Below are 13,515 nucleotides of genomic sequence, written 5' to 3' on the forward strand. Positions count from 1 at the left end.
GTGTCATTTTGAACAAGCATATCCTAATTGCCGATGATAATGATGACATCCTGGAAATACTTCACAGACATGTCACCGAAGAAGGTTTTTTACCAATTGTAACCCATAATGATGAAGAAGCCTTGAAGAAATTTTATGAATTCGCACCCGTGCTTTTGCTCTTAGATGTTATGATACCAGAAAAAGATGGGTTCGAAGTTTGTAAGGAAATCCGCAGTAATTCGAATGTACCCATCATCTTAATTACTGCCAAGGGAGATGACGGCGACCGCATCATGGGGCTGGACATTGGTGCAGATGACTACATTGTGAAACCTTAAACGGTCAACTTCTCAGTCTTACAAAGAAGGAAACCCCTCAACGAAGTCAGGGATGGAGATGGGCAAAGGCAGTGGTAATGGCAATGGGCAAAATTTCGGTTTTGGAAAAGGTATGGGTCAGGGACAGATGTATAACTCTGATCCACTGCCCTTGGAGGCAGAAGCGGTTATTCAAGAGGTTTTAAAGGGTAAAGAATCCGTCAGTGAAAGTTTCAGCAGCGTCTATAATGAAGCTACTCTTACAGTGGGCGTTCCTATCGTTGATTCCGACCACCGAGTTATTGGCTCAGTGTTGTTGCATACTCATGTAACAGGAGTAACGGCAACCTTGAATAAGGCAGTTAGAATTTTAGCAATCAGTCTTTTTGTGGGCACTTCTGCTAGCCATTGGTTGGGGATTTTCTACTCCCTGCTCTTTACCCGCCCGGAGATCTTATGGAGCTTTCCCGCCTTCAATCCAGCAAAATCATGATTCATAAAAATAGGGTTCATATCTCTAGCCTTCTTGCTGACCTTGCGAAAAGTCTGCAAACAATTGCCGATCAAAAAGAGATTAAAATTCTCTATCAGCCCAAATCAGATCTGCCTCTTTTTCTAGGAGATTATGATCGTCTGCGTCAATTATTTGTTATTTTTTTAGACAATGCGATCAAGGGTATGGAATCTTGGCAGATGAATTCCCCTATATTTGGGACCGTTTTTACAAAGTTGACAGATCCCGTAAAGGCCTAGGCACAGGACTGGGACTTGCTATAGCCAAGCACCTGCTCGAGCTTCATGACGGCAAGGTTTCTGTTCAGAGTGAACTTGGCAAAGGTACCGGAATAGAGATTAAACTGCCACTGTAATGAAAACTGCACTTACTATAACTAAATTCAGGGGAGGAAATTGAAATGATTCAAGCTGTTATTCCAGGCCGGGAAACTATGAACCTCGAGGTATTAGTTCTTGATTACAACGGAACATTAGCTTTTGACGGGCAAATGTTTAAATCTGTCAGAGAAAGTATCAGCAGTCTGTCACCTTTTCTGGAAATCCATGTTCTTACTTCAGATACCTTCGGTACTGTGGTACAGCAATGCGAAGGGTTATCTGTACAGGTAAAGGTATTAGAGGGCATAGAACACGTCAAAGAAAAAGCAGATTATGTGTCACAGTTCGGCACTCGTGAAGTTGTAGCTATCGGAAACGGAGCAAACGATCAATTAATGCTTAAACATGCCCGCTTGGGCATTGCCGTCATCGGCTACGAGGGTGCCTCCGCGCAAGCTCTCCTATCTGCCGATTTAATTGTCAATAACATAGATGATGCCCTTGGTTTATTCCTAGAGACCAAACGTCTCAAAGCAACCTTAAGACTCTGAAACACAAAAGGAAAAAACAGCGTGATCAAAATGTATATCCTCTAGATAAAGGTAAATCATATCAGTAACAAAGACTTAAAAGGAGGCCCACATGGAATCCGAACTAAATGCTGATGTTTTGCCTACTCTGGTTAATAAGGACACATCCCTCCAAAGAATAGCTTTAGGAATACATGGCATACCTGAATTGAAACACGATGAAAAATTAAACTATCTCGGCGAATTCCGCGAACGCATCATCCTGCGTTTAACAAAAAAGCAAGTTGCCGAGAAATTAATCTACCCAGAAATTAAGGAAGCCCTGAATCATACAAAGAACTCGAAGATGCTTATAAATGGAACCTTGAGTCCGCGCTTTACCGATAAGTACATAGAGTTCGCCCGAGAAATGGGGAAATCTTATACTATGATTCATGATCCCGAACTTACCGGTGAGACCGGATTGGTTGTTGTGAGCAATGAAGCAGTTGACATAGAAAATATTGATGTAACAAGCCCCAAGGCCATATGACCTTGGGGCTTGTTTAAAGTAGATTGGGAATATCTTCACAATAATCCAATCAAAAATAAGACTTATGGGCAGACTGTTATTCCTCGCCCCCAAAGGCAATCTCCGCACGCTGGAGCGTGACCTAAGCAATCCATGTCTGCCCGAAGAACCATGTCACAGCCATCGACCCACTTACAATCAGGACACGATGCGTATTCCCCGTGCAGAACATTATAACGATAACTCATAAACTTAGGCGCAGTCCAGATTCCCAGCAACGATTGCTTCTCGAGTGAACCGAAACTATAGGAATCAATCAGCTTATATCTCCCAAAAACATACTCAGGATAAGAATGGAGAAATCGATAACAGGAAGAAATCTGGCCATCCCAACGTACAACCGCACTTTGTGTTTCTACAAACTTGCAATATCGATCTGTTTTCAACTCGCTCTGGGGCAAGACTACCTCCACGCCTTTTGACAGCCCCGCAATCATAGCTGCTTGGAAAATTTTATCCATCTCGGAAGACTTAGTGGGATAATATAGAGTTTCTGCCAGCATCTCTTCTCTCATGGGAATAACATGGGAAACAAAGATTCGAGATACTCCCAATTTTGCCGCTTGGCGTACAGTTTCTACCAGATATGGAAGAGTGCTTTTCATAACTAGAAACTCCCATATAATCTCTGGTCCTCCCTTGACACTTTGTTCTGCTATACGACGTGTACTTTCTAAGATCCCTTGTACATTTTGATGGCGAATGGAAGCAAATGTCTGAACATCTGTCGTATCAACCGACAAAATTATCTTTGCTACTTTCCTAGAAACCAGAAAATCGATCAATTCATCATCTAACGTAGTCCCATTCGTAGTCACAGAAACTTTATACCTAGAAACGAACAGCTCAACGGCTTGTCGAAAATTATTGGCAATCGTCGGTTCTCCAATCCCTCCAAGGATTACCTCCTGTAGATCAGGGAAAACCTTTGCCTCACCGGCAATCGAATTCAAGACTTCTATCGACATATCCCCCATGGGTTCTTGCCACTTCTGTCGGTAACACATTTCGCAAGACAAGTTACAACGGTTGGTTAACTCCAGGTAAAGACGTTCAATAGAAGGCGCAGGATGAAAAACTAAGTCAACCACATCTTTCATACTAGGTCACTCCCCTCAACTCTGAGCCCTTTCACGATACTCTTTACAAAATAGCTCAGTAATCGCAGACAAACAACTATTTAGAATCCCATTAAATTACGATTCCTTTTTTACCCAATTTCCTCCATGTAGTAGACTCTAAAGTCAAAAGTTGCTCGGTGAAGACTTCCATGGCCTCGGAGGTTTCGTGATTTTTCGGTCCTATTAAGTAAAAAGAACGAGTCAGCGGATTTCCTTTAATTCTGATCGTCTTTAATTCCTTCGCATTTAACTCTTTGCGCACAATCCAACGTGAGACGAGTGCAATTCCTAATCCAGCTGTAACCGCCTGCTTAATAGCTTGACCACTTCCAAAGATATAAGATTTTCTGGCCTTGATTCCCCATTCTTGGAAAAGTTTATCGCTGAACGCACGAGTTCCAGAACCGCTTTCTCTGAGAATCCACACTTGGTCTTGAAGATGCTCATGGGTAACAATGGGGAGCCTAGCCAAGGGATGTTGGTTCGGTACTAATAAAATAATTTCATCCTCCATCAATGGACGGACGAGAATATCCGAATGATAATCGACTTCTCCTTCCACAAGGGCAATGTCTAAAGAGTTAGCTTGAACCCCCTGGATTATCTCTCTCGTATTAGCGATAGACGTTTCAATCTCTACCTTTGGATATTGAGCGGCAAATTCCGCCACTACAAAGGGCAAAATATATTCTCCGATTGTAAAGCTGGCTCCCACCTTCAGATTCCCTGTAAGCACATTTGAAATCCTCTTGATTTCCTGTTTAGCCTTTTCCTGCAAAAGCAAAATTTGTTTAGCGTATTCATAGTATATCTCGCCCGATTGCGTAAGTTCCAAATGCTTTGAAGAGCTGTTAACAAGCTTTGTGCCGAGTTCTTCTTCCAAGCTCTGGATTTGCGAACTGACATTGGGATGAGATAGATAAAGTTCTTCTGCCTCCTGAGACAAATCCTTGTTTTCAACTATAGTAACGAAGATTTTTAAGGGATCATTAATCACAGATTACACCTCAGTTTTAAGTTTCTAGATCTCAGCATTAATAGATTTGTATAATAATACTTCTTTTCTAACGATTCCACAACGTCTTTACCAACAGATAGCTTTCCTTTCTGAATTAAAAATCTTATCCAGCAACTAATGGTGGGAGCCATGGTTGTTAACATTAGTTTAATATATTATTATAAATAAAGAAAAACAAATTTCTAATACCTGCTCTTAATAATATAATAGATCTATTCAATTTTAGAATATTCTTTCAAATTTAGCGATAGATAAGAGGTTAAAGTAATGCAAACTATACTTGTCATTGCTGTGGGAGGTGCACTCGGGGCTCTTTCCCGCTATGGTCTTGGAATATATCTTTCAAATAGATGGAATCATGAATTCCCGCTTCATACATTTTTAATTAATATCATCGGTGCCTTTCTCTTAGGCTTCTTGCATATATTATTTGTAGAACGACTAAACGTCAGCCCTCTCTGGCGCCTGGGAATCGGCGTCGGTTTTTTGGGTGCCTTTACGACATTCTCCACCTTTGGTTTTGAAGTGATTTCCTTACTTGAAGGTGGAAGCCTTTTAACAGCAGGTTTATATACCTTGCTCAGCATCATCGTAGGTTTTTCTGGGGTAGCACTGGGAGTGGGCTTAGCCCGCTTACTCTAAATGATACCTTTTCAAACACGTTCATCGCTAGACACGGACCAAAACACGGGGACGGTTCTTAAAGGGCGCAATCGGAAGTTTTGCACGTAAAATATCCCAACTGTCGAGTATATCGACTGTTGGGATATGATCAAGACTACTTCATAATCGAATTGCAAAATTTTTGATTGCCCCAGAAGAATGAAGTCGCGGGTTGAAATACGCTATGGGAAAGCAATATTTTTCGACATATTTTCCATCTGGCTTTGAAACTTATGTGATTATACTAACTCACATGGAGCCTGTTGTAAAGAAGCCATCGCGCAGCGATTTCGTTCTTCTCCTGTCCAGGACAAAAGAACCGTCTCCCTGTCACATGTCATTATGAACCGTCCCCATGGCATTCAATACCATTCATGAAGGAATAGATTATATATAACACGCCAAATTAGTAATAACTGTATGTTGACACAAGCCCAAATTTGATTTATAGTAAGCTATATTCCAAGCAAGACAACTGAATATAGAATTTCTCTTATCAAGAGTGGCGGAGGGACTGGCCCAATGATGCCCGGCAACCGATAGCATAAGCTATGAGGTGCTAATTCCAACAGAACCGTAGGTTCTGAGAGATGAGAGCAGCGTGTTAAATAACATCACGACCGCTTCTCTTGAAGTGGTCGTTTTTATTTATCCAACTACTGTAACAATACTCCCTCTCGCAAATCTAAACTCAATTAGTATCTCTCTAAAAAATTACTAGGAGGATTTATCATGACTGAGAAACGACAACTAGGTATCGAAACTATTTCCTTACATGGAGGGCAAAGCCCAGATTCTGCGACAAATTCCCGCGCTGTTCCAATTTATCAAACATCCTCCTTTGTCTTCAACGACACGGACCATGCTGCCAATTTATTCGCCTTAAAGGAGTCCGGCAATATCTACACTCGAATCACGAACCCTACACAAGACGTCTTTGAGCAACGCATTGCCTTGCTCGAAGGAGGGGTCGGTGCACTTGCTACCGCCTCCGGCCAAGCTGCTATAACCTATGCCCTTTTAAACATCGCCCAAGCCGGGGATGAAATAGTGGCCTCAAGCTCTCTTTACGGTGGCACTTTCACCTTATTCGCCTATACATTTGCTAAGCTTGGCATCAAAGTCCACTTCGTTGATGTTGACAAACCAGAAGAATTCCGCTCCAAAATTACAGAAAACACCAAGGCGCTCTATACTGAAACCATCGGAAATCCGCTCATTAATGTTGCCGATCTTGAGCAGATCGCTAATATTGCTCACGAAAACGGCCTTCCCCTTATCGTTGACAATACCTTTGCTTCACCCTATTTATGTCGACCCATCGAATACGGTGCGGACATCGTCGTTCATTCTGCTACCAAATTTATTGGCGGACACGGCACTTCCATTGGAGGAGTGATTGTCGACTCCGGAAAATTCGACTGGAGCAATGGCAAATTTTTGGGACTAAGTCAACCGGATCCTAGCTACCACGGCATTATCTTCACAGAAGCCTGCGGTAATGCTGCCTATATCACCAAAGCTAGAGTATCCTTGCTCCGCGACACAGGAGCCTGCCTTTCCCCTTTTAACTCGTTCTTGTTCTTGCAAGGATTGGAAACACTTCCCTTGCGCATGGAGCGCCATGTTGAAAACGCAAAAAAAGTGGCGGAATTTCTCGATCAACATGAATTAGTCACTTGGGTTAACTATCCTGACCTTAAAAATAACCCCTATCATGCACTTGCTCAAAAATACTTGCCTAAAGGTTCTGGTGCAATCTTTACCTTCGGCCTTAAAGGCGGCCTGAGCGAAGGTAAGAAGTTCATTAACAGCCTTAAACTATTTTCTCACTTAGCCAACATCGGGGATGCCAAATCACTGGTCATTCATCCGGCAAGCACCACTCATCAACAGCTTGATGAAGAATCCCAGCGCAGTGCAGGAGTCTCACCCGATATGATTCGCCTGTCCATCGGAATAGAGACTATTGACGATCTGCTGTATGACTTGGATCAAGCCCTGGCGGCCAGTCAACGAGCATAAGTTCAAACAGCAATGTTATTTCTCGCAGTCCTTGCACTAAAATATATGAGGCGAACTCGATGTGCGACAGTTGTATCTTGAATTTCGAAACGCCGCGTACATCGAGCCTGACGTCTCAAAAGGGGGTTTATCCATGCCAATTAAAATACCTGAAAATTTGCCCGCTCTAGATATATTGCATCAAGAAAACATCTTTGTCATGGGGGAAGAACGAGCCTTTCACCAAGATATCCGTCCTTTGAAGATTGTGATACTCAACCTCATGCCAATTAAAGAAACTACCGAAACACAACTTTTGAGACTGCTCGGCAATTCGCCCTTACAAGTTGATATTGTGCTTTTGCGTATTGACACACATATATCTAAAAATACGGCACAGGAACACTTAGATTCTTTTTATAAAAATTTTGATGAAATCAAACACCAAAAGTTTGACGGTATGATTATTACAGGAGCCCCGGTTGAGCACTTAAAATTTGAGGAAGTCACCTATTGGGAAGAATTTACAACAATCCTGGATTGGACAATAACTCATGTAACCTCCACTCTTCATATCTGTTGGGGAGCCCAAGCTGGTCTGTATCATCATTATGGTATCCCTAAATACCCTCTTGCCGAGAAAATGTTTGGGGTTTTTCAGCACAATGTTAATAAAAGCGGTTTGAATGGAATGCAGCTCCTCCGAGGCTTTGACGATGTATTTTATGTTCCCCACTCTCGGCACACCGAAATCAAGCGTTCTGACCTTCAAATACACCCAGAATTAGAGATTCTATCCGAGTCTGACGAAGCAGGTATTTACATCGTCGTATCCAAAGATGGAAGACAAGTCTTTGTAACGGGACATTCAGAGTACGATACATTAACCTTAAAAGAGGAATATGATCGAGACATTGCCAAAGGACTTTCTATTGCTCTTCCAAAAACTTATTTTCCAAATGATGATCCTTCTAAAACGCCAATTCACAATTGGCGCTCGCATACAAGTCTACTCTTCCAAAACTGGTTAAATTACTATGTCTATCAAGAGACTCCCTATGATTTAGGCGGTCGTTAACTAACGATTATTTAAATCGATATCCAAATAGGGGTCGTGCTCAAACTTTCAGCACGACCCCTATTTGGATATTCTACAACCCTTGGAGCTTTATAGGCCGCCATACCTTCCGGGCGGTTGACAGGGTGTACCAGCGAAGATGCTTAATTAACTATTAAATAAGATCAGCGCTACATAGGAAACTGTATTTTTACCATTATAATAAGGTATTCCAGAGGTTTTTACCAAGTCCATTACGTCAATTCCATTTGCTTCAACTGAGGACACAGCCTTATCAGGAAACTGGCACTTTTCTCCCGCGAGATAGGCACACTTTGTACAATAAGTACAGGGACCGGCATTCAAGGGGAGGATTTCTTTAAAGTTGTAGTTATTTTCCATACACTCGAGTATCTTTCTGAATATTTTCGTGTGATTGGCCCCTCCCGCCATCATACCTTTCCAGTCAAGAGAACTTGCTATTGGGTGGACAGTCTGGAACAAAAGACCCTGCTTAAATCTTATGGCCCTCTCTTTCAAATCTTTGATAGGACCCACTGCAGGAGGGCACATCCAATTTTTATTGTAAGATCCACAGGAATTCTGCTCACACAGCTTTCTGAAATCCTCATTAAACTTGATCTCAGCCACTTCTGCAACTGAAGCATGAGTTGCATTTAAGGCAAGGGCGTCCTTGACCAGATTATTTATAACAGTTTCCATTCCAATTGCCACCTTTTCTACTTCGTTACGCTTATGCTGGCGTTTTGTGGCAATGCCATCCCAGTCGCCACTTCCACGGTTTTAAGAATTCCTGAAACTCCCGGGCAGCTGGGATGGGGGCTATATTTGGCAAAAATTTCATAAACCTTTCCTGTATGAAGTTTATGCAGAATTTCCTTGTAGGCATCAACTTCAGTCAACTCTTTGGCAATCTTTTGGTAATTAGGACAATCGCTTGTTATCTCCAGTTTTATCATCTTGCTTCTTCGAGAACTTGACTGACTGTCATCGCTCACCGCCTTGGCATTAATGGTAAAACCACAGGCCCCGCAGTGAATAATTCCTGTTGCCATCTTAAGTCCCTCCAATGCTCTGTTAATGTAGCTCTCTCAGAGAAATCCCGTACTTTTGGGAGGGCACCGTTGCCCGGGACTTCTTTATTCCCAAATTCAAACCTTACACCTGCTTGCTATTATCCGCAAGTTTCGTACTTACTCCCATGATCATAATACAGCTGATACCCATTAAAACACCGTCTAATATCAAGGGTGTTCCCCAGCTTCCTGTGCTGTCTCGAATGGCACCCGAAATTACCGGCGATAATACTGCTCCAATTTCAGACACAAGATTCAGCATTCCAAAGGCTGCTCCGCGTAAATGAACAGGAGCAATTTCCGAGGTAAGGGCGTGGGCAACCGCTTGCAAGGCAAAAAAGATTAAACCCGAAACAAAGAGAATGACTGATTGCACAACCATATCATTTCCTCCGGACATGACATAGGCGGCAAAAACAAAGATAAAGACTGTCAAAAGTGCTTCCATCGCAATTAAGACATTACGACGACCATTAGTTTTATGGGCTACCATATCTGAGATTTTTCCGCCTAAAGGAAAGCCGATTACCCCAGCTATAGCATTAAACGAAATAACCAACAGTGCAGACGCCAGAGTACCGCCGCCAAAATCCTTGATTACGGCGCCCCCCCAAAAACCATAAAACCAGAGATGCCATAATATCGCAATATAAGAAATATAGATAAGCACAAGATTTTTGTCCTTTAATATCGGGCTAACTTCATGACCTTTCTTAATAAAGATAAAGGCAATTAATACAAACGCTAAACAGGTTAAGATAACTGCAATCATCACATCGTTTAAATGCAAAGCATCTGTTATGAAATAGACGGCCATAATGGCCACCAAGAATACAATAGCATATTTAAGCAAATTGAATAAGGCCTTGCCGAAGTTCTCAGAACCCATTTTTCCTTGAGGTTTTAGAGCCTGACGAATAAAGACTGCAACAATAATTGTAACTGTCCCCAAGATAAGAAAAGGCGCTTTCCAAGCATTGACACCCATTGAAGGTTGGGCCCACTCAATTAAGTATACTGTTCCTACCAAAGCGGCAGACAAGCCCACAGTAAGTCCGCCCATGACCACTCCCATGCCTAAACCCAGCTTATTAGGCGGAGTCACTTCGGCAACCAGAGAGCGGTCATTAGAATAGAGAACCCCTTCCCCAAGTCCGGTGAAGACCCGCAAGGCAATAAAGGCCACTAATCCGCCTGTTAATCCCGTTAATAAGGTGGTAATGCCCGCCCAAAAGATACTGATAACAACGATCGTCCTGTACCCAAACTTATCACCAAAGTACCCTCCCGGAAATTGTGTCAGCATGTATCCAGCGAAAAACAGACTTCCCAGCAAACCGCCCAGAGCATGAGGGTTACTGGCCGCTTCTAAAAAACCAACGTTATTTGCAATCATCCAGGTAACGACCGGGCCCGTCAATGTTCGGTCAGCATAGGAGACAACCCAGCCAATAAAGAGCATTAGCCAAATCGTATGATACCTTTGCCATCCTTTTTCTTTCTGTTCTGCCATGTTAACCATCTCCTCCTACAATCCTTCTAAATAGATAAGAAGTAGTTATATCTTCTTCTGCCTGATTAATTCATCCACCGTTTGAATCTTAGCATAATCAGCCAGCTGCTTTGCAATTAAAACAACCTCATCGGCTGTAGCAGCCATTTCTTCAGTCGCCGCAGCTTGGTTTTCCGAGGAAAGGCTTGTTTTATTAATTCCCCCACTTATAAATTGAATCGCCTTTTTGATTTCCAAAAGTGACCCTGCAACTTTTTCAGCCGAATCCTTGCTTAAGCTTGAGAGTTTGCCCATTTCTTTTGCAACAACACTGAATCCTCGGCCGGCCTCTCCCGCTCTCGCTGCTTCGATAGACGCATTTAAAGCCAAGAGATTTGAATGTTTGGATATGTTTTTAATATCCTCTATTATGCTGTCGATCTCGTTTATTTTTTCTTCAGTTTGCGTGCTGAATTCATCCATTTCTTTGATGAAAGTTGATAGGTGTTGTGAACTCGAAGCAATTTCCTCAACACCAGCGTTCAATTGTTCCATAGAGGAGAAAAGCTTGGAAGTACCTTCTTCGATTTTTGCTTCTTTTTCGATGCTCTTGGAAACCGATACAATGGCAACAACCTCTCCAGCTTCATCAAACACTGGCGTGAGAAGGCCTTTTGCGGGAACTCCAAAGAATCGCGTGGGAACTATGGACGGCAATTGCTTTTTACTTCTCTTAACAAGATTATAGTTTTCCATATTTTTAATGGGGTCCCCAACCTTTGAAGGCATTTTGAGTTGGCCTGGTTCATAAGCTGCAATTATTTCTTTTCTAAGATCAAACACAATAGTGGTAATATCGTCCTGCATCACTCCGTTTAAAATTGGCATTACATCAATAAATTTTTGCAGATCTTTTTCTTCCATATTTAGCTTCAACTCCTATTTATAGTAACGAATACTTAAGGACGAATAATCGCTTTACTGTTTGAAGTGAAAATAAGAGAGATGAAGCACAATCATCTCTCTTATTTTTGGAATTGGCATAAACCCCTAGTTTTGACTAGGCTTTTCTTGCCGCGATTTCACTTTGCATTTTTGCAAGGCTTTGAGGGGTAATTTTATAGAAGACTATAATGAAGAATAACCCTCCGAGCATTATGACTGCAGGAATCAGAGTTAATCCGTTCTTGATAGAGTCTATTAGCACCGGTGTCGCTTGCATATTTGCAACATATCCTGCCCCAGCAAGTACAGCCGTAATTATGACACTTCTGACAAGAATAGCTGCCTTGATTGGAAAACTAATTAAGGACATGATAAACCCTCTGGCATTCTTGCCGGTTTTCCATTCGCCATAGTCAACCGTAGACGAATACATAACAACACCTAAGGCATCAGGCATTCCATATCCTAAATAGGCAATGAACATTATAATCATGAAGGAAACATAATTCATTGGTAAGGCCCATACAGCCAAAAGTCCAATTATAAAGATTGAAAGTGACAAGATATACGTATTTCGTTCTCCGAATTTCTTAGCAATTGGATTGGCAATCAAAGCGCCAAAGAAACAGACCACGTTAAGTCCCGTCATGAATATTGCAATGACTGCCAGATTATTGACAACATATTTAAAATAATAGAACGCTAATCCAAAGATAACAAACCTGCCTAAATATCTTCCAAGTTCGCCTAACATTAAGCCCATGAGAGGAGGGTTTACCACGATCTGTTTCAGCATCTCGCTAATAGGCATTTTTTCGGCAGGTTTTCCTGATTGAACTGCGGTTCCGTGAAATGCATAGTCTTTGGTCATAAAGAACAAGGCATAATAAGAAGCAATCATGACAATTCCTGTAATTACAACGGTTAGGGTATAACCTGTCGCAGGGTTCCTTCCTTCGCCAAGAGCCAAGATCATCTTCATACCAATTAAGGAAAAGGCGATAGCACCTAAGGAATTAAACATCCCCCTGTTTGTCGACATAGCAATTCTTTCTTCTCGTACAGTAGTCATGGATGAATTCAAGGCAACATGTCCAGCATAAAAAATATTCCAGATTAAATGACTGACGACAAATCCGACGGTAATAATAATAGCATTCATTGTTGGAGAGCCGATTTTTGAAAACTGTAAAACAAAGAACAAGGCAGCAAAAGGTGGTCCTACAAGCAGCCATGAACGGTATTTACCCCACCTCATATTGCTCTTTTCCAAAAGGACCCCTGCAGTAGGAACCCATAAAATATCAAAAATACTAGTGATCAGTAATACTGTACCAACCAAAGCCATAGGCAGCTTGGCGAAATCTGTTAAAAATGCCGCGAAATAGAATACCTCCATGTTTACAAATAACTGGAACCCAAAGGAAGGCAATCCGTAAAGATTAATAACCGACTTTTTTAATCTCTTTTCCATTTCCATAGTAAATCTCCTCTCATACTCAATTTCTTTAGCTAATCAGCTTTATTCTCATAATCTCCCCTCTTCGCACCTCCTTCCGTATAATTTATTGTAATTATTTACCAATTACTAGAATATTCAGAAATATTTTAGGCCAAAGGAAGGCAACCTCCTTCCTCAATAAAACATTCCTTTGCAGCACGTGCTAATGATTTTTCTGAGGTCCGGTGTTGCCCTTAAAATCAGCCTTAATATGATTGACTTACAATAACAAATCCATGATAAAGGTAAACATTGCATCTTCATACTTTTCGATTTTTGGTGCAATTGCTTGTTGAGGCTTACCCTCTAATTCTGGGTGCTCTGCTAAATATTCTTCCCAAGTTACATAATATTTCGAATCCATTTTATCCTCTCCCCCCAGT

Annotated in this window: 15 protein-coding genes, 1 pseudogene and 1 riboswitch; of the genes and pseudogenes, 8 read left to right on the forward strand and 8 right to left on the reverse strand. The window is 41.7% G+C overall.

Annotation, left to right across the window (positions count from 1 at the left end):
- Positions 1–8: 8 nt before the first annotated feature.
- The 5 genes and pseudogenes from LJE72_RS10825 to LJE72_RS10845 form a co-directional block, all read left to right on the forward strand.
- A pseudogene (locus LJE72_RS10825) lies at positions 9–317 on the forward strand (response regulator); the annotation flags it as partial.
- A 55-nt stretch (positions 318–372) separates the two neighbouring features.
- Positions 373–792: a hypothetical protein gene (locus LJE72_RS26520; protein ID WP_229247595.1), complete on the forward strand. Its 420-nt coding sequence runs from the start codon at positions 373–375 to the stop codon at positions 790–792.
- A gap of 193 nt (positions 793–985) precedes the next feature.
- Entirely contained in the window at positions 986–1,168 is a 183-nt protein-coding gene (locus LJE72_RS26525; protein ID WP_312038920.1) for a sensor histidine kinase, read from the forward strand.
- Between the two features lie 45 nt (positions 1,169–1,213).
- Positions 1,214–1,684, forward strand: coding sequence for an HAD family hydrolase (locus LJE72_RS10840; RefSeq protein WP_229247596.1), 471 nt, complete (start codon positions 1,214–1,216; stop codon positions 1,682–1,684).
- A gap of 91 nt (positions 1,685–1,775) precedes the next feature.
- A complete protein-coding gene (locus tag LJE72_RS10845; protein ID WP_229247597.1) occupies positions 1,776–2,195 on the forward strand; it encodes a YueI family protein in 420 nt (139 codons plus the stop codon).
- A gap of 62 nt (positions 2,196–2,257) precedes the next feature.
- Here the strand turns inward: LJE72_RS10845 and LJE72_RS10850 are convergent, their stop codons facing one another.
- Both LJE72_RS10850 and LJE72_RS10855 read right to left on the reverse strand, forming a co-directional pair.
- Positions 2,258–3,334, reverse strand: coding sequence for a radical SAM protein (locus LJE72_RS10850; protein WP_229247598.1), 1,077 nt, complete (start codon positions 3,332–3,334; stop codon positions 2,258–2,260).
- Between the two features lie 91 nt (positions 3,335–3,425).
- Positions 3,426–4,352, reverse strand: a complete 927-nt coding sequence (locus LJE72_RS10855) for a LysR family transcriptional regulator (RefSeq protein ID WP_229247599.1) — start codon at positions 4,350–4,352, stop codon at positions 3,426–3,428.
- A 288-nt stretch (positions 4,353–4,640) separates the two neighbouring features.
- On the opposite strand from LJE72_RS10855, the gene crcB reads away from it, so the two are divergent.
- The 3 genes from crcB (at position 4,641) to metA (ending at position 8,118) form a co-directional block, all read left to right on the forward strand.
- Positions 4,641–5,015, forward strand: a complete 375-nt coding sequence (crcB, locus tag LJE72_RS10860; protein ID WP_229247600.1) for a fluoride efflux transporter CrcB — start codon at positions 4,641–4,643, stop codon at positions 5,013–5,015.
- A gap of 511 nt (positions 5,016–5,526) precedes the next feature.
- Positions 5,527–5,633, forward strand: a riboswitch (SAM riboswitch).
- Positions 5,634–5,768: 135 nt separating this feature from the next.
- Positions 5,769–7,061, forward strand: coding sequence for a homocysteine synthase (locus tag LJE72_RS10865; RefSeq protein ID WP_229247601.1), 1,293 nt, complete (start codon positions 5,769–5,771; stop codon positions 7,059–7,061).
- Positions 7,062–7,194: 133 nt separating this feature from the next.
- Entirely contained in the window at positions 7,195–8,118 is a 924-nt protein-coding gene (metA, locus tag LJE72_RS10870; protein WP_229247602.1) for a homoserine O-acetyltransferase MetA, read from the forward strand.
- A gap of 147 nt (positions 8,119–8,265) precedes the next feature.
- Here metA and LJE72_RS10875 read toward each other — a convergent pair whose 3' ends face one another.
- The 6 genes from LJE72_RS10875 to LJE72_RS10900 all read right to left on the reverse strand — a co-directional run bounded on the left by LJE72_RS10875 (position 8,266) and on the right by LJE72_RS10900 (position 13,496).
- Positions 8,266–8,820 (reverse strand): DUF2284 domain-containing protein, encoded by a 555-nt coding sequence (locus tag LJE72_RS10875; RefSeq protein ID WP_229247603.1) that lies wholly within the window; start codon positions 8,818–8,820, stop codon positions 8,266–8,268.
- Between the two features lie 17 nt (positions 8,821–8,837).
- Complete coding sequence (locus tag LJE72_RS10880) at positions 8,838–9,173, reverse strand: DUF6951 family protein (protein WP_229247604.1); 336 nt, start codon at positions 9,171–9,173, stop codon at positions 8,838–8,840.
- Positions 9,174–9,276: 103 nt separating this feature from the next.
- Positions 9,277–10,707, reverse strand: a complete 1,431-nt coding sequence (locus tag LJE72_RS10885) for an MFS transporter (RefSeq protein ID WP_229247605.1) — start codon at positions 10,705–10,707, stop codon at positions 9,277–9,279.
- 45 nt (positions 10,708–10,752) lie between these two features.
- The gene (locus LJE72_RS10890) at positions 10,753–11,610 is read right to left on the reverse strand and encodes a methyl-accepting chemotaxis protein (protein WP_229247606.1); all 858 of its coding nucleotides are present in this window, start codon (positions 11,608–11,610) and stop codon (positions 10,753–10,755) included.
- A 136-nt stretch (positions 11,611–11,746) separates the two neighbouring features.
- The gene (locus tag LJE72_RS10895) at positions 11,747–13,105 is read right to left on the reverse strand and encodes an MFS transporter (RefSeq protein ID WP_229247681.1); all 1,359 of its coding nucleotides are present in this window, start codon (positions 13,103–13,105) and stop codon (positions 11,747–11,749) included.
- A gap of 247 nt (positions 13,106–13,352) precedes the next feature.
- Entirely contained in the window at positions 13,353–13,496 is a 144-nt protein-coding gene (locus LJE72_RS10900) for a hypothetical protein (protein WP_200797925.1), read from the reverse strand.
- Positions 13,497–13,515: the final 19 nt, after the last annotated feature.

The sequence above is a fragment of the Desulfosporosinus shakirovi genome (assembly GCF_020595055.1).
GTDB classification, from domain to species: Bacteria; Bacillota; Desulfitobacteriia; order Desulfitobacteriales; family Desulfitobacteriaceae; genus Desulfosporosinus; species Desulfosporosinus shakirovi.